Genomic DNA, 16,087 nt, shown 5'->3' with positions numbered 1-16,087 from the left:
AACATGCTTAACACACCTGTGTTCGTGTTGCGAATGGCGGATATATTGAATGACCGACACAGGCCAGATTGCTGTCCTGTGCGTTTTTTACTTTTGGTCTGATCTCAAGGATCTGACCGTGATCGACGATAGTGCGACCAAAACCGCTGCAGTACCGAACATGAGGGTCAATCCGCCGATTTGGTATGTCAGGCCTGACAGTAGAGTTCCCGCCAATCGACCGCCCGCATTGGCCATATAATAGAACCCCACATCCATGGTCACGCGCTCCGCCTTGGTAAAGGACAGGATCAGATAGGAATGCAGCGAGGAATTCACTGCAAAAATTGCGCCGAATATCAGCAATCCAGCGATGAGGGTTGTGGTCAACCACATCTGGGGGCCATCCGCGAACATGGAGGCTAAGGTCAGGCCCGCTGGTACGATGGCTAGGCCCCATGACCATCTGTGTGCCGCTGTGATCAGGTCTGCCTCAGGGCGGGTTTTTGCACGCAATATGCGTGGCGCATTGGCTTGCACTAAACCATATAATATCACCCAGCCCGCCATGAATGTCCCGATTAAGAAGAATGCAGCACGGTTGCCTTCACTGCTGCCGTCTGAGAGCACGGCATAAAAGTAGATCGGGATGCCCACGACGAACCAGACGTCCCGCGCACCAAATATGAACACCCGTGCGGCGCTTAAAACGTTCACGTTGTGAGATTTGGAGAACACCTCTGAGAACTTAGCCCCTTTGCGCCCTTTTGGCAGACCCGAAGGCATCGCGAACAAGACAGCCAGCAGGATCGCTGTCAAGATTGCCGCCATACCAAGGACCGCCCAGACAAACCCAAGCGTTGCCAGCAAACCGGCACCAAGAAGAAAGCCCAAGCCCTTGACCATGTTTTTGGACCCCGTGAGAAAGGCCACCCAACGAAAGAGCCCGCCGTCTTGCGACGGAGCAAGCAGTTTCACCGCGGATTTGGACGACATTTTAGCGAGATCCTTTGCGGCACCACTGGCCCCTTGCACAAGCATCACATAAACAACAGATGCGCCGATGGTCCAAGTCGGGTCGAGTTGCGCCAAGGCTATAAGCGCGAGAATTTGCAGACCAAGACCAGCATAAAGTGTTGATGTGAGGCCGAACCGCGCAGCGATCCAGCCTGCGCACAGATTGGTCACCATGCCCGCAACCTCGTAAAGCACAAACAGATAGGCAAGCTGAACAGGGCTGAACCCAATCATATGAAAGTGCAGCAGCACCAACATGCGCAGTGCGCCATCGGTGAGCATAAAGGCCCAGTAAGAGGCCGTGACCGCAATATAGGCAGACAACCCTTCAGGGCGCGCGGAGGTCTTGATCACAGGCTGTTTCCTACCATTTTGGCGACATCAACCAATCGATGTGCATATCCCATTTCGTTGTCATACCATGCGTAGACTTTCACTTGTGTGCCGTTAACGACCATGGTGGACGGTGCATCGATGATGCAGGATCGCTCATCATTGGTGTAATCAGCAGACACCAATGGGCGCTCTTCATACCCAAAGATACCTTTAAGGGGGCCTTGTGATGCAGCCTTAAATAACGCGTTGACCTCATCAGCGGTCGTTTCTCGTTCCACTTCAAACACGCAGTCCGTCAAGGATGCGTTGAGCAGCGGCACGCGAATGGCATGGCCGTTTAGGCGTCCTGTCAGCTCGGGGTAGATCAGCGTGATCGCAGTCGCGCTGCCCGTCGTGGTCGGGATCAAAGAGTTCAATGCAGACCGCGCGCGACGCAGGTCTTTGGCTGGCCGGTCCACGATGGTCTGAGTGTTCGTCACATCATGAATTGTCGTAATGGAGCCATGTTTGATCTTCAAATTTTCATGGATGACTTTCACGACTGGCGCGAGACAGTTTGTCGTGCAGCTGGCGGCGGTCACAATGCGATGGTGATCAGGGTCGTAGATATCGTGATTGACGCCGTAGACGATATTGGCAGCGTCCCCGTCTTTCACCGGCGCTGACACAACCACCTTTTTGACCCCTGCATCGAAATAGGGGGCAATTTTGGCTTCTGTCTTAAAGACACCAGTACAATCGATCACAACATCGACGCCTTCCAAGGGCAGAGATGAAATATCGCCTGTGCCGACAAATGGCAGGCGCTGGCCGTCGATTGTGATGCTCTTTGCATCGTATGAAAAATCAGCATCCCACCGACCGTGAACCGTGTCGAATTCAAGCAAGTGCGCGTGCATTTCGGGATCACCAACGGCATCGTTGATCCAAGCGATCTTGGCCCCTTGCGCAAGCAGGGGTTTCAGCGCGAGTTTGCCGATGCGGCCAAGACCGTTGAGGGCATAAACGGTCATGTGGAGGCCCCTTCTTCTGTCGATTGTCCGATTTCATCGACAGCTCTTTGTAATGACATTCTGTCCAGTGATGCGAGGGGCAGGGCCGTAAAGCCAATCAATCGATTGCGCAGCGCACCGTAGGTCTGTTGAAATGCAAGGCTTTTTTGGGCGTCTGTGCCGTCAATGCTGACTGGGTCTATAAGCCCCCAATGTGCGCTGATTGGCTGACCCGGCCACGAGGGGCATTCTTCATTTGCGGCTTGATTGCAGACGGTGAAGACAAAATCAAAGTCAGGAGCCTCTGCGCCTTGAAATTCTGATACGTTCTTAGACCGCAACGCCGAGACGTCGTGGCCTTTTTGCTCCAACACTTGCAATGCAAATGGGTTGAGTTCTGAACGTGGCTTTGTGCCAGCAGAATAGGCTTCAATGCGGTCACCTGCGAGATCTCGCAAGATAGCTTCCGCGAAAATAGAGCGGGCAGAGTTTCCGGTGCAAATGAACAGGACGTTGAGTTTACGGTCGGTCATAGGACTGTCTCCGATTGAGGTGGGGATGGCATTGGGAAGGCAGATGTCGGGGCGTCCCTTGCAACAATCATGCAAGAGATAGCCAATGGTTTCGCGGGCGGCATCTAAGTTGATTGCATAGCGCAATGATGTTCCAACACGCTCTTGGGTCACCAAACCGGCTTGCATAAGGGCGTTGACATAGGCCGAAAGCGTGTTTGGCTTTAACCCAAGCGCTTGCGCCAACTCAGTCGCAGGGACACGATCTGGATAGCGCCGCATAAGCAGCCGAAACAGGGCCAACCGTTGCGGGTGGCCAAGGGTCGAGAAGCGGGTGATGACTTGTTGTTCCATAATTCATGAATAACAGAATTAATGTGCTAAAAAAGTGAAGTTTTTGTAAAAGTTCCATGAAGTGACTGATTGTGAGGCTCGGGAACCCTGTTTGCTATATGCGCAGAAGTGCGCAGCAAGGGAATACAGTCGCGTTCAGTAGGCGGCGAGACATTCTAGCGCGCTTAGGTTTGGCTGGATTGATATCTTTGCCGCTTGGGGGCTGGCGCCGTTGTTGCCAAACTAGATTGTGGAATGACCAGCCAGTGTCGGTGCCAGACTATATGTGAGGTCACATCCTTTGTAATGCACATGAACACAGCCCTATGGGGCACGCCCTCTTTAGCATAGGAGGCCGCGTCCTCGGCCACAATCGGTTCAGGTGATTTCGCCAGAGGCGATGCGGGATTAAGGTGTGGGGAACTTTTAAATGTATCGAGTATATGCATCGAGAATGACATGTGCACCGCCGCTTTTGGGGCGGCGGGCTTTTGTTCGAAAACGCAGAGAGGTGTCTTAGCTTCTTGATTTTGGCGGATGTGCGTCGTGCATGGATTGCATCGCTGTATCAATTTGCTCAGCGGTTAGGGAGGCATTCTGACCTTGCAAGCATGTGATCATGGCCATGCGATCACTGTCTGAGGGCTGCGTTCCCCGTGCTGGCGGTTCGCCAAGGCATCCGCGCAATTGTTCTGGCTCAAGGTTCAATGCTTCGGCCACTCCATCCATCGGATTTGGGCCATGTTGTTCCTGTGCTGAGACTTGGGATGTACAAGACGCGGCAAACATAGCAACCAAAGCCATTGTTGGCAGCGCTGAGCGCATGTGCGTGCTGCGTGGCTTGCTTATTGCTGCGACCGTTTTCTTTGTTTCGTTACACATTGTATTGTCCTGTGATGGGATTGGTTCGTGGTGGTGAAGCCAATATGCCAGATCATTAAGGAGCTGTTTTGCAGTCAATATGCAACGAAGGTGCAGGGGAGTTAAAATCTTATATTATTATGATTTTATTATATTATTTTACACTTTTCAATCGTCATAGGCATATCCAACACCGTAAACGGAACGAATGGGGTTGGCATCCGTCAGCTTGGAAATTTTGCGGCGAATGTTGCGAATATGGCTGTCGATGGTGCGGTCAAATACATCCGTATCGTCAGGGAATGCCAACACAAGAAGCTCATTGCGCGAAAAGACCCGACCGGGGCGCGTGACAAGGGCGTTCACCAGCATAAATTCGCGGCGGGTGAGGTCAAGATACGTGCCGTCCAAGGTTGCGGTCCAATTTTCGCTGTTGGTAAGCAAGCGCCCAACGCGTGTGGAGGGCACATCTTTGCGCTGGCCTGTGCGGCGTAAAATGGCCTGCACCCGCGCCACAAGTTCGCGCGGCGAATACGGCTTGCACAGGTAGTCATCCGCCCCCAATCCAAGCCCCAACAGGCGGTCAATTTCTTCGACCTTGGCGGTTGTCATGATGATCGGCACATCAGATGTTTTGCGCAGCTCACGGCAAATCGTCAGCCCATCAACACCGGGCAGCATGATGTCCAACACCACCAAATCATGTCGGTTCTGCAAGGCCGTGGTCACGGCTTCGGTTCCTTCCATAAGATGGTCGACCGACATGCCTTCTGCGATCAAATAATCACGGACAATCTCGGCCAGTGCGCTTTCATCTTCGACAATAAGGATACGTGGTTCGGTCATGCTGTCGCTTTCGGTAGGGTCACGGTGATGCAAAGCCCGCCTCGCATCGATAATCCCGCTGTGATCGTGCCATTATGGGAGTCTACGATGGCTTTGCACACCGATAATCCTAGGCCTGATCCGCCATGTGCGCGGGATCGGGATGTTTCTCCGCGGAAAAAACGATCAAATAGCTTTGGCAGATCCTCGTCGCGCGGGGCGGGCGGGGTATCTTCGAACTGTATCCGTACAGCATCGCCATCGCAGTGGATGGACAAATGGATCGATCCGGGGACATTGGTATAACGGGCTGCATTTTGCAGGAGGTTGTCGATCACTTGACCGATGCGCAGGCGATCACAAACAATGGGCATTGTGTCAGGCATATCGACTGTCAGGGTAAGACCTTTGTCATTTATTTGCGGACGCGCAACAGATACACAGCTCCGCGCAATTTCACACAGGTCCTCGCTGTGAAATGTCGTCGCCGGACCCTTTTCATGTGCCAGACCTTTTTCCCTAGAATGGGATAAAATTTTCACGTCTTCGACCAAACGCGATAGCCGCATCATCGCCGCATGCATTTGCGTCAAGGTTTCGGGGTCTGGTTTGCGGATGCCGTCTTGTAAAGCCTCGATTTGCGCCCGCAACGTGGCCAGCGGTGTTTGCAACTCGTGGCTGGTGTTGGATATCCATTCCCGTTCGGCTTGGTCTGTTCGTTCCAAGGTTGCCGCCAAAACATTGTAATGGTCGATCAACCGGCCCAATTCATCGGTTCGTTTAAGCCCTATACGGGTCGAATAATCGCCCAAGGCCATGGTTTTCGCCCCAGCTTCAAGCTGGCGGATCGGGGTCAAAACGTAACGTGCAACGATGATCGCAGCCCCCGCAGACACCAGTAACGCAATCAAGGCCGATAGCGCCAGCGAGGCATATTGACCGCGCAAAAAGAAAGTATCGCTGGCGGTTTTAGCCAACAGTGGTGCGTTCAGGCCAAGGTATCCCAGCACATTTTGGTCTGTGCAGGCCGTATCAGAACAAATCGCGCGACGCTCAAACAGACTAGAGCGGTTGGTTGATCCCGCAATCCAGTCCCCGTTTGCATCGAGCAAAGTCAAGCGATCTCCGATCTTAAACGTGCGATTACCCCCAGGGCCGTTTCGTGGTCCGCCTTGGGGGCCGTCAGGGGGCGGTCCCCCCAAAATCAGCTCACCAAAGCGTAAACCTTGAACAGGGGCGTCCGGTGGCGGGTCTATGGGAAGGTCCGGTGGTGGTATATATAACCTGACAAAATCGTTCCACGCTTTTGGCGTGGCCGTCAGTTCAGGCCAGCCCTGATCGTTTGAGTTATGTGACAAAACCAATGCCTGCTCAAGCGCATCGAAACGGGCGAGCTCGCTGCGCAATATATATCGCGCAAAGCCGTCTCGCATTGAAAGCGCAACCAACACGGCCATGATTGCAACAATCACAATGGAGGTTGCAGCGATGGCGAGAAAAATACGAACGGCGAGGGAATTGCGAAAAAAACTCATTGTCGTTCTTTGACATATAAATGTGCAAAGAGGATGCACTTTTTTAGCCGTCACGTGGTGGCAGGATCTGCGTGCCATAATGAGGGCATACAAAACTTGTGGTAGTGAACATATCTAACCTTAGTTTCGCGGCAAAGCGGCGCCTGATATTTGTGGCACCGCCTTGCTGCTGCGGGTTAAGATCTGATCCGGTGTTCTGTTTGCGCATCGAAATAGTAGAGATCGGCCTCGGACAATTTTACACCGATCTGATCGCCGAATTTTGGCAAATCAAGAGAGCGTTCTTCAAAAACAAGTCGTTCGCCGCCTGCGGTGAAGGCATGCACATAGGTGATGCCACCGAGCATTTCGACGACTTCAACACGCAGGCCTGTGCCACTGCGGTCCAGTGTCAAATTTTCAGGGCGTAAGCCAATGGTGATCTCGTCAAGCGTGACAGCGGGTGTCGGGGCGGCAAAGCTGAGGCCGGGCAGGGCGTCTGCGGTGATCTGGCCGTCTTTGATGACACCTTTGACGAAATTCATCGACGGAGATCCGATAAAGCCCGCGACGAATTTATTGCTGGGATTGGTGTAGAGCTCCATAGGCGAGCCGACCTGTTCAACGTGGCCCGCGCGCAGGACGACGATTTTATCAGCCAATGTCATGGCTTCCACTTGGTCATGGGTGACGTAGATCATGGTCGCGCCGATTTCTTGGTGCAAACGCGCGATTTCGACCCGCATATCCACCCGCAATTCGGCATCAAGGTTTGAAAGCGGCTCATCAAACAAGAATACATCAGGGTCACGTACCAAAGCACGGCCAATGGCAACACGTTGACGTTGCCCGCCCGAGAGGGCTGCGGGTTTACGGTCCATGTAATCTTCAAGTTTAAGAATGTCGGCGACACCATCAACTTTGGATTTGATTGTCGCTTTGTCGACGCCATTCATCTTGAGGCCAAAGCCCATGTTTTCGCGCACGGTCATATGCGGGTAGAGCGCATAGGTTTGAAACACCATGGCAATGCCGCGATCGGCGGCATCCACATGAGTGACATTGCGCCCGCCGATAATCACATTCCCGCCGTTGGTTTCTTCTAGCCCTGCGATCATACGCAGCAAGGTGGATTTTCCGCAGCCTGACGGACCAACGAAGACGCAGAATTCGCCTGGCTCGATCTCAAGATCCACCCCATGAATGACTTGCATCGCCCCATAGCGTTTGATCGCTTTTTCAAGTTTAACCCCTGACATCTTAGCCTCCCAGCTTTGGCAGCATCCAAGCGGCGGCGCTTGCGCCGATTTGTTGTGCCGTATTTTGTAAATCGGTTTTGTAACGTTCTAGGTCTTGCAATGAGGCGCGCTCGGTCGAGCTGGTGATTGAAATCGCGCCGTAAAGTTCGCCTTGAGGGCCCAAAACAGGCACAGCGATACAAATAATGTGCGGTTCGTGTTCCTCTACGTCAAAGGACACGCCGCGGTGCTTGATCGCGTCAAGCTCGATGTTGAAATCGTCCGCATTGGTGAAGGTGTTCGGCGTGTAGCCATAAAAACTTTGTTGGGCGACGTGTTTGTCTCGTGCGGCTTGGCCGAGATTCGCCAACATGGCTTTGCCCACACCGGTGCAATAGGCGGGGCCGATTTTACCTGCGTTTGAAAACATCTCGATGGGTTTGCGCGCATTGCGTTTGTCCAAGTACAGCGTCTGCGCGTTGTCCAGTTTGGCCAAGTGAATCGTCTCGCCTGTGGTATTGGACAGGGCATCCAAAAAAGGCGCTGCTATAGGGGCGAGCGAGGCATTTTTCCACGCGGAATGCGCCAAGCGGATCAAGCGTGAGCCGATGGTGTAATGGCCGCTGTCCTCGTTGTGGCTGAGCATCTCTTGGCTCACCAGTGTTTGCAGCAAGCGATAGGTGGAGGGCTTGGGGAAGGGGCTTTGCTTCAAGATATCATTGAATCTGACGGGCGCTTGGAAGCTCTCAACAATGTCGAGCAGGGCCAGCGCCTTGCCAACGGTTCCGTCTTTGATGTCTGCCTCTGCGGTCATGCTGTCTTCCTAATTTACGATTGACTCATTACCGCAACCATGTCTAGATATCAATACTTAAAACAAAGTTTCAAATAATGAAACCTATTTGTTTGACTGATATATGGTTTTCAGGGAGGAAAGCATGATGACATTTAAAACGACTATGACGGGCCTGTGCGCGAGCGCATTGATGGCTGGTGCGGCGGGCGCAGGGGATCTTGTGATCAACTTTGATGATCCGGGTCCCGCACCAAAGGCGGCTTTTGAAGCAGCCGTTGCAGCCTTTGAAGCGGCAAATCCAGATGTGAATGTGACGGCGAACATCAATGACCGCGAAGCGCATAAAACAGCGATCCGTAACTTTTTGTCCGCAGATGCGCCTGACATCACAGCTTGGTACCCGGGCAACCGCATGGCGCCTTTCGTAGATGCGGGCCTGTTCGAAGACATTTCTGATCTGTGGGCCTCTGACCCGAACCTGTCCACAAGCTTTGAGGCGATCAAGCCAACGATGAGCCGCGACGGCAAGCAGTGGGGCGTGCCTTATTCATACTACCAATGGGGTGTGTATTTCCGCGCTGATATATTTGCGGATAACGGTATCGAAAAGCCCGCCACTTGGGACGAAATGCTTGGCGCTTGTGATACACTCAAATCGGCTGGCGTGACGCCCTTCACCATTGGTACCAAATACCTTTGGACTGCTGCGGGCGTGTTCGATTACTTGAATCTGCGCACAAACGGCTATGAGGTGCACAACGCGTTGACTGCTGGCGAAATTGCATACACAGATGACCGCATTCGCGCGACATTCGCCAATTGGAACACAATGCTTGAGCGCTGTAGCTTTGTCGACAATCACGCGACCATGTCTTGGCAAGACGCCCTTGCACCCTTCGCACAGGGCGAAGCGGGCATGTATGTGATGGGCAACTTTGCCGTGGCTGCGATGAAAGATGCGGGGCTAACGGACGACCAAATTGGTTTCTTCCAGTTCCCAGAAATCACACCTGGCTTGCCACGCGCAGAAGAGGCACCAGCAGACGCTTTGTTCATTCCATCAGGAGCGAAGAACAAAGACGATGCGCGCAAATTCCTTGCCTTCATCGCGCAACCTGACATTCAAGGCGAATGGAACAAAGAGATCGGTCAATTGCCGCCAAACTCCAAAGCCGAAATCAACTTGGATGACAAATTCATCGTCCAAGGCTTTGAAACAGTGTCCACAGCTTCTGGTCTTGCGCAATTCTATGACCGCGATGCGCCAGCTGAAATGGCGAAAGGTGGTATGGAAGGGTTCCAAGAGTTCATGCTGAAGCCTGAGCGTCTGGATGCGATCTTGAAACGTTTGGATAAAATCCAAGAGCGCGTTTACAAGTAATCCTCCCGCGCCGATCGCCGCTTTATGTGGTGGTCGGCGTCCTCTGCATTTTCAAGTGCAGCCCCCAATTCATCCGCCTTACATGTACTTGCCCAAAAGGACTGTGCCATGCCCGATCCCGCTCTGCCCCAACGCAACTGGCTTAAAGCCAACCGTCAACGTGTGGCACCTTGGGTCTTTTTGGCGCCTGCCATCGTGTTTTTCGTCATCTATGTCATCGCGCCGATTTTCCAATCGATGTGGTTTTCGTTCTACGCTTGGGACGGGCTTGGCGAAAAAGAATGGGTGGGTATGGCCAATTATGTCGAACTGTTTGACGATGACCGGTTCTACACCTCGTTGAAAAACAACATCATTTGGTTGGTGCTATATTTGCTGGCTGTGCCCGCGGGGCTTATGGTGGCACTATTCCTCAACCAAAATATCGCTGGTATGCGGTTTTATAAATCGATGTTTTTCTTTCCGTTTGTGTTCTCGCAAGTTGTCGTCGGTTTGATTTTTACATGGTTCTACAATCCTAGCTTTGGCATCGTCGGCAAGGTTTGGGAATTCTTCGGTGCCTCTGCGCCCTCCATTCTTGGGGATGAACGCTTTGTCACCTACGGTATTATTTTCGCAGGCCTCTGGCCGCAGATTGCCTATTGCATGATTTTATACCTCACGGGTCTCAACAATGTGTCGTCCGATCAGATCGAAGCGGGACGTCTTGATGGCGCGCGTGGCTTTCGCATGTTGCGCCATGTGATCTTGCCGCAGCTTTGGCCCGCGACGTTTTTGGCCATCGTGGTCACCGTGATCGGCGCGTTGCGGTCTTTCGATATGATCGCGATTATGACCCAAGGCGGCCCTTACGGCACATCCAATGTGCTGTCCTATTTCATGTTCGAACAGGCCCTATCTGAATACGGGTTCCGCATGGGCTACGGCTCTGCCATCGCGGTGATCTTGTTCTTCATTATGCTTATATTTATCAGCTACTTCTTGTGGGTGATGTACCAAGACGAAAAGAGGTAACATCATGTTTCCAACCCCCATTGAAAGCAAATCCATCGCCCGTCAGCGCCTTTATAAACTTATGGTGCCGCTGGTGTTGTTCGTCTGGCTGTTGCCATTGATCGCTGTCTTTATGACCTCGATCCGCCCCGTATCTGATATCAATTCAGGCAATGTTTTTGGCTGGCCAAGCCAGTTTCAAATGTTGGAAAACTACGCGGCAGTGTTCCAGCGCTCGCAAGCTTTGATGTATTTCTGGAATTCGATCAAGATCACAGTGCCAACGGTTATGATCTCGGTAAGTTTGGCCTGTCTTGCGGGCTATGCGCTGTCGATCTACCGCTTTCGCGGCTCGTTGACATTGTTTTTCATCTTTGTGGCAGGCAATTTTGTGCCGTTTCAAATCTTGATGGTGCCCGTGCGCAACCTGTCTGTCAGCGCAGGGCTTTACGATACGGTCACGGGCTTGGTGTTGTTTCATGCGGCGTTTCAAACGGGGTTTTGCACGCTGTTCATGCGCAATTTCATCAAGGCCTTGCCGTTTGATTTGATTGAAAGCGCGCGGATCGAAGGTATCGGCGAGTTCAAAATATTCTGGCACATCGTTTTGCCTCTGGTGCGTCCCGCTGTGGCAGCCCTGAGCGTCTTGGTGTTCACATTCGTGTGGAACGACTTTTTCTGGGCCACTGTACTGACCCAAGGCGAGGCGTCAAAACCGATCACGGCAGGCGTGCGCGCCCTTAACGGACAGTTTGTGTCGCAGTGGCACTTGGTTTCGGCCGCGTCCTTGCTGGCCGCCGTGCCGCCTGTGGCTTTGTTTTTCTTAATGCAGCGCCACTTTATTTCAGGCCTCACACTCGGAGCCGTCAAATGAGTCAAACTTGGCGATTAGATACCACTGAGCAGACGCTCGTTTTGGTTGCAAGTGACGCCAGATTGGCGCGGGTTGTCTATTGGGGGCCTGTACTGGCAGCGGACACTGATTTGAATATGCTCGCGCAAGCAAGTGCCTTGGATGTGGCGGCTGGCATGTTGGATGAAAATCCCGAACTGTCGATCTGTCCTGAGGCCGCGCAAAGTTTTTCGGGGCAGGTGGGGCTTGTGGTGTTTGACGCCACTGGCGCGCAGATCTATCCCAAGTTTCGCTATTTCAGTGAGGATCAAGACGGTGCATCCCTGCGCTTGTCCTATGCGGATGAAGCCCATGGTCTGACATATACTGCGACATTCGAGGCTTGCGGTGACACCAATATGATCGTCGCACAGGCTGCGCTGACATCGCAAACACCCGTGCGCTTGCACTGGCTGGCCGCCCCTGTGATGCCTGCCTCGCAAGCCGCCCCCCATATGATTGACTATGCGGGCCGCTGGTGTGGTGAGTTCCAAGAGGTGAAAACATCGTGGTCTGCGGGCATACGCCTGCGCGAAAACCCGACAGGGCGCACAGGGCATGAACATTTCCCCGCGCTTGTAGTACCCGAGCTGGATGGCACATATGCACGCGGTGGCGCATATGCGTTTCATTATGGCTGGTCCGGCGGGCATCGTATGATTGCAGAAGAACTGCCAGACGGGCGCCGTCAAGTGCAGTTCGGTGCCGCGACAGGCACTGAGAAAACGGCTGGCACATCATTTCAGACAGCACCGCTTTATCTGACCTATTCCGAGCAGGGTATCAACGGATGCGCAATGGCGTTTCAACGCCACGCCCGTAAGCATATTGTCACATTCCCCGATCCAGATCGTCCGCGTCCTGTGCACTACAATTGCTGGGAATCCGTTTATTTCGATCATAGCGTGCCTGAGTTGCAAGAGATCGCCACCCGCGCGGCTGCTTTGGGGGCGGAGCGGTTTGTTTTGGACGATGGTTGGTTTGGCACCCGCGACGACGACACACGCGCTCTGTCCGAATGGACAGTCGATGCGCGCAAATACCCCGATGGTTTGACGCCTTTGATCGATCACATTCATACCCAAGGGATGAGCTTTGGCATTTGGTTCGAACCGGAAATGATCAACCCCGTATCCACAGTATATGACGCGCATCCTGAATGGGTTTTGGGTGATGCCGATCAAATTCTGGGACGCAATCAGATGGTGCTCAATATGGCGCTGCCTGAGGTGCGCGGCTTTTTGTTTGACCGCATCGCTGCGATCTTGCGCGCATATGATGTGGATTACATCAAATGGGATCACAACCGCGTCTTGCCGCAACCCGATGCCGCGCAAACGCGTGGGACGTACCAGTTGCTTGATCAACTGCGTACAGAGTTTCCGCACGTCGAAATCGAAAGTTGTGCCTCAGGTGGCGGGCGGATTGATTTTGGCATTTTGCAGCGCACGCAACGGGTTTGGTTGTCTGATAGCAATGACGCGCTGGAACGTGCGCGCATTCAACATGGTGCGTCGATGTTTTTGCCCGTCAGCGTGACCGGCAGCCATGTTGGCCCACGGCATTGTCACACCTCTGGGCGGGTACACAGCATGGCGTTTCGCGGTTGGATTGCGGCGCAGCGCCACATGGGGTTTGAAATGGACCCTCGTGAGTTGACGGATGAGGAAGCGAAAACACTGACCGACATCACCGCTTGGTGGAAAGCTGAACGTGCTTGGCTGATGCAGGCCGATATTTTGCGCTTAGATAGTCTTGATCCGTCGATCTTGGCCGAGCTGCATTTGGCGCAGGATGCCCAAAAATTCGCAGTCTTCGCCAATAAAATTGACAGCTCAAAGCAAATCCTGCCACGGCCGTTGCGTTTGACGGGGCTAGATGCGGATGCGCTGTATCGCATCACGTTAGAAAACCGTGATGAGCTGCATCATCTGTCGCGCGGGCCAGCGGTTTTAAAGCTGCATGACGTGACATTGAGCGGACAATATTTGATGCATCACGGCCTTAATTTGCCGTGGAGCTTTCCAAACCAAACATGGGTGATCAAGGGCTTGCGGCAATCGTAATGCTAGCGTTTGAAATCGCTTGGGCTTGAGACCTAACACACACACAAGATGCGCGCGCGATGTTTCGCAGCCGTCATTTATAATCAAAGGGATACCACCATGGATTGCCAGTTTCATGACCTAAAAGACAAACATGTGTTCATCACCGGTGGTGGCTCAGGCATAGGTGCTGCCTTGACCGAAGGTTTTTTGGCGCAAGGGGCAAAGGTGAGCTTTGTACAGCGTTCAGATGCGAGCGATTTTGTTGCTAAAATGAAAGAAAAGCACGGCGTCGCGCCCAGTTTTTTCGCCTGTGATTTGAGCGACGTAGACGCGATCAAATCCAGTATGACGGCTGCGCAAAAGCGTCATGGCGATATCGATGTTTTGGTCAACAACGCAGGCAATGATGTGCGCCATTCGATCAAGGATCTGACGCCTGATCAATGGGATTTCAACCATGCTGTCAATCTGCGGCCCTATTTTTTCACCGCTCAATTCGTGGCGCCTTTCATGGCTCAAAATGGCGGGGGGGCGATCATCAATTATTCATCTATCAGTTACATGATGGGCAACGATTGCTATGCGGCTTATGTGACGGCGAATGCAGGTATCACAGGTCTGACGCGAGGGTTGGCGCGTGAGCTAGGCCCACAGAACATTCGCGTCAATGCCATTGCCCCCGGTTGGGTGCTGACGCAAAAACAGTTGGATCAATGGGCCAGCCCCGAAGGGTTGCAAGACCATTTGGCGCGTCAATGTCTCAAGACGCATTTGGCACCCGAAGACATGGTCGGAGGGACGCTGTTTTTAGCCTCAAGCGCCAGCAAGATGATGACAGGGCAGGTCATGGTCATCGATGGCGGCGTGGTGGTGACAGGATGATGACCCCCGTCACTTGGATTGCGGTGGATTGGGGCTCTAGCAATCTGCGCATATGGGCCATGGGGTCAAATGGTGCGGTGATTGAGCGGATCACCAGTGATCAAGGCATGTTAGGGCTGACGAAAGACCAATACGAGCCGGTGCTGATGGCGCATATCGAACCATGGCTTGGCGATGCACCAATGCCTGTGATCGCTTGTGGTATGGTCGGGTCGCGTCAAGGCTGGATCGAGGCCCCCTATGAAACAGTACCCGTGCGGCCTGCGTCACAGGTGGTGACAGTGCAAACCTGTGATCCACGCATTGATGTGCGGGTGATTGCGGGGCTGCAACAGCTTGAACCCGCCGATGTGATGCGCGGCGAAGAAACGCAAATCGCAGGATATCTGGCGCAAAACCCAAGGTATTCAGGTGTGCTCTGTCTGCCTGGAACCCATAGCAAATGGGTGGCGATTGATTCAGGTAAAATAACGTCTTTTCAAACAGTTCTGACTGGAGAGTTATTTGATCTCTTAGCGGAGAAATCGATCTTGCGCCACAGTATAGGGGCATGGAATGAGGCCAGTTTTTTGCAAGCCATCACACAGAGCGCGCAAGCGCCAGAGGCTTTGCTGACGGGGCTGTTCGGATTGCGCGCATCGCAATTGCTGCACGGGGATGATACCGGCAAAGCGCGCTTATCTGGCATGGTGATTGGCACGGAACTTGGAGCGACAAAGGCCTTTTGGCAGGGCAAAGACACTGTCATTATTGGGGCCGGTGAATTGGCGCGCCTGTATGGTGCTGCGCTCTCAAAGCTCGGTGCGACTGTAAACGTGGAAAAGGTCGATACAATGACCCTTTCCGGATTGAAGACTGTCTATGAAAGTGTGTTCAAATGAGCAGAAATATCATTGCAATTCTACGCGGCGTTCAGCCGTCCGAGGTGCATGCCATTGCACAAACGTTGATCGCGCAGGGAATCGACAAGATCGAAGTGCCGCTCAATTCACCTGATCCTTTCACCAGTATCGAGACTTTGGTGACTAAGTTTCAAGGTCAAGGGACATTTGGCGCAGGTACGGTTTTGACCACCGAAGATGTGACGCGGCTGGCTGATATCGGCGCACAGATGATTGTGTCGCCCAATTGTCATCCTGAGGTGATCAAAGCCACTAAGGCCGCAGGCATGTTGAGCTTTCCAGGGGTGATGACGCCCAGTGAATGCTTTGCAGCCCTTGACGCGGGTGCGGATGCCTTAAAATTCTTCCCGGGCGAGCTTGTTGGCCCTGTGGGATTACGAGCGATGCGGGCTGTTTTGCCAAAAGATATCGATTGCTTTGCTGTTGGCGGTGCCAAGGCCGAGAATTTTGGCGCTTGGGTTCAGGCTGGGGCCACGGGATTTGGTATCGGCTCAGCGTTGTACCGCGTTGGTGATACGGCGGCTGATGTGGCGCAAAAGGCGGCTGATATGGTGCAGGCTTATGATGCGGTTTTTTCATGATTTAA

General features: G+C 53.1%; 15 protein-coding genes. 7 read left to right on the top strand and 8 right to left on the bottom strand.

Translation table 11 applies throughout. The annotated features are described in order from the left end of the window. Nucleotides 1–87 precede the first annotated feature (87 nt). From arsJ to KO503_RS05350, 8 genes are all read right to left on the bottom strand, one after another. Nucleotides 88–1,350, bottom strand: coding sequence for an organoarsenical effux MFS transporter ArsJ (gene arsJ, locus KO503_RS05385; RefSeq protein WP_215990543.1), 1,263 nt, complete (start codon nucleotides 1,348–1,350; stop codon nucleotides 88–90). Then, nucleotides 1,347–2,345, bottom strand: coding sequence for an ArsJ-associated glyceraldehyde-3-phosphate dehydrogenase (locus KO503_RS05380; RefSeq protein ID WP_215990542.1), 999 nt, complete (start codon nucleotides 2,343–2,345; stop codon nucleotides 1,347–1,349). Before KO503_RS05380 ends, arsJ begins: the two co-directional genes overlap by 4 nt. Next, nucleotides 2,342–3,190: a helix-turn-helix domain-containing protein gene (locus KO503_RS05375; protein WP_215990541.1), complete on the bottom strand. Its 849-nt coding sequence runs from the start codon at nucleotides 3,188–3,190 to the stop codon at nucleotides 2,342–2,344. Before KO503_RS05375 ends, KO503_RS05380 begins: the two co-directional genes overlap by 4 nt. 495 nt (nucleotides 3,191–3,685) lie before the next feature. Further along, the gene (locus KO503_RS05370; protein WP_215990540.1) at nucleotides 3,686–4,051 is read right to left on the bottom strand and encodes a hypothetical protein; all 366 of its coding nucleotides are present in this window, start codon (nucleotides 4,049–4,051) and stop codon (nucleotides 3,686–3,688) included. 147 nt (nucleotides 4,052–4,198) lie between these two features. Then, the gene (locus KO503_RS05365) at nucleotides 4,199–4,876 is read right to left on the bottom strand and encodes a response regulator (protein WP_215990539.1); all 678 of its coding nucleotides are present in this window, start codon (nucleotides 4,874–4,876) and stop codon (nucleotides 4,199–4,201) included. Further along, entirely contained in the window at nucleotides 4,873–6,390 is a 1,518-nt protein-coding gene (locus tag KO503_RS05360) for an ATP-binding protein (protein ID WP_215990538.1), read from the bottom strand. Before KO503_RS05360 ends, KO503_RS05365 begins: the two co-directional genes overlap by 4 nt. Nucleotides 6,391–6,566: 176 nt before the next feature. Further along, complete coding sequence (locus tag KO503_RS05355; RefSeq protein WP_215990537.1) at nucleotides 6,567–7,628, bottom strand: ABC transporter ATP-binding protein; 1,062 nt, start codon at nucleotides 7,626–7,628, stop codon at nucleotides 6,567–6,569. 1 nt (nucleotide 7,629) lies between these two features. Beyond that, nucleotides 7,630–8,421 carry an IclR family transcriptional regulator gene (locus KO503_RS05350; protein ID WP_215990536.1) on the bottom strand — a complete coding sequence of 264 codons (792 nt, stop codon included), beginning with the start codon at nucleotides 8,419–8,421 and terminating at the stop codon, nucleotides 7,630–7,632. Between the two features lie 124 nt (nucleotides 8,422–8,545). Between KO503_RS05350 and KO503_RS05345 the strand changes: the two genes are divergently transcribed. The 7 genes from KO503_RS05345 (at nucleotide 8,546) to KO503_RS05315 (ending at nucleotide 16,082) form a co-directional block, all read left to right on the top strand. Next, nucleotides 8,546–9,784, top strand: coding sequence for an ABC transporter substrate-binding protein (locus KO503_RS05345; RefSeq protein WP_215990535.1), 1,239 nt, complete (start codon nucleotides 8,546–8,548; stop codon nucleotides 9,782–9,784). Nucleotides 9,785–9,892: 108 nt separating this feature from the next. Further along, the gene (locus KO503_RS05340; RefSeq protein WP_215990534.1) at nucleotides 9,893–10,798 is read left to right on the top strand and encodes a carbohydrate ABC transporter permease; all 906 of its coding nucleotides are present in this window, start codon (nucleotides 9,893–9,895) and stop codon (nucleotides 10,796–10,798) included. A gap of 4 nt (nucleotides 10,799–10,802) precedes the next feature. Further along, complete coding sequence (locus KO503_RS05335; RefSeq protein ID WP_215990533.1) at nucleotides 10,803–11,651, top strand: carbohydrate ABC transporter permease; 849 nt, start codon at nucleotides 10,803–10,805, stop codon at nucleotides 11,649–11,651. After that, nucleotides 11,648–13,735, top strand: coding sequence for an alpha-galactosidase (locus KO503_RS05330; protein ID WP_215990532.1), 2,088 nt, complete (start codon nucleotides 11,648–11,650; stop codon nucleotides 13,733–13,735). The genes KO503_RS05335 and KO503_RS05330 overlap by 4 nt, the downstream gene beginning before the upstream one ends. Before the next feature lie 99 nt (nucleotides 13,736–13,834). Beyond that, entirely contained in the window at nucleotides 13,835–14,599 is a 765-nt protein-coding gene (locus tag KO503_RS05325; RefSeq protein WP_215990531.1) for an SDR family NAD(P)-dependent oxidoreductase, read from the top strand. Continuing rightward, nucleotides 14,599–15,480, top strand: coding sequence for a 2-dehydro-3-deoxygalactonokinase (locus tag KO503_RS05320; RefSeq protein WP_215990530.1), 882 nt, complete (start codon nucleotides 14,599–14,601; stop codon nucleotides 15,478–15,480). The genes KO503_RS05325 and KO503_RS05320 overlap by 1 nt, the downstream gene beginning before the upstream one ends. After that, nucleotides 15,477–16,082 carry a 2-dehydro-3-deoxy-6-phosphogalactonate aldolase gene (locus tag KO503_RS05315; RefSeq protein ID WP_215990529.1) on the top strand — a complete coding sequence of 202 codons (606 nt, stop codon included), beginning with the start codon at nucleotides 15,477–15,479 and terminating at the stop codon, nucleotides 16,080–16,082. The genes KO503_RS05320 and KO503_RS05315 overlap by 4 nt, the downstream gene beginning before the upstream one ends. Nucleotides 16,083–16,087 lie beyond the last annotated feature (5 nt).

This window comes from Pacificibacter marinus, assembly GCF_018860505.1.
GTDB lineage: Bacteria > Pseudomonadota > Alphaproteobacteria > Rhodobacterales > Rhodobacteraceae > Celeribacter > Celeribacter marinus_B.
This window is presented reverse-complemented; position numbering and strand designations above follow the sequence as displayed.

Coding starts and splice junctions, on each gene's coding strand:
- KO503_RS05315 (WP_215990529.1), top strand. CDS start 15,477: ATGAGCAGAAATATCATTGCAATTCTACGCGGCGTTCAGCCGTCCGAG.
- KO503_RS05355 (WP_215990537.1), bottom strand. CDS start 7,628: ATGTCAGGGGTTAAACTTGAAAAAGCGATCAAACGCTATGGGGCGATG.
- KO503_RS05340 (WP_215990534.1), top strand. CDS start 9,893: ATGCCCGATCCCGCTCTGCCCCAACGCAACTGGCTTAAAGCCAACCGT.
- KO503_RS05375 (WP_215990541.1), bottom strand. CDS start 3,190: ATGGAACAACAAGTCATCACCCGCTTCTCGACCCTTGGCCACCCGCAA.
- KO503_RS05350 (WP_215990536.1), bottom strand. CDS start 8,421: ATGACCGCAGAGGCAGACATCAAAGACGGAACCGTTGGCAAGGCGCTG.
- KO503_RS05360 (WP_215990538.1), bottom strand. CDS start 6,390: ATGAGTTTTTTTCGCAATTCCCTCGCCGTTCGTATTTTTCTCGCCATC.
- KO503_RS05365 (WP_215990539.1), bottom strand. CDS start 4,876: ATGACCGAACCACGTATCCTTATTGTCGAAGATGAAAGCGCACTGGCC.
- KO503_RS05380 (WP_215990542.1), bottom strand. CDS start 2,345: ATGACCGTTTATGCCCTCAACGGTCTTGGCCGCATCGGCAAACTCGCG.
- KO503_RS05345 (WP_215990535.1), top strand. CDS start 8,546: ATGATGACATTTAAAACGACTATGACGGGCCTGTGCGCGAGCGCATTG.
- KO503_RS05330 (WP_215990532.1), top strand. CDS start 11,648: ATGAGTCAAACTTGGCGATTAGATACCACTGAGCAGACGCTCGTTTTG.
- KO503_RS05320 (WP_215990530.1), top strand. CDS start 14,599: ATGACCCCCGTCACTTGGATTGCGGTGGATTGGGGCTCTAGCAATCTG.
- KO503_RS05370 (WP_215990540.1), bottom strand. CDS start 4,051: ATGTGTAACGAAACAAAGAAAACGGTCGCAGCAATAAGCAAGCCACGC.
- KO503_RS05325 (WP_215990531.1), top strand. CDS start 13,835: ATGGATTGCCAGTTTCATGACCTAAAAGACAAACATGTGTTCATCACC.
- KO503_RS05335 (WP_215990533.1), top strand. CDS start 10,803: ATGTTTCCAACCCCCATTGAAAGCAAATCCATCGCCCGTCAGCGCCTT.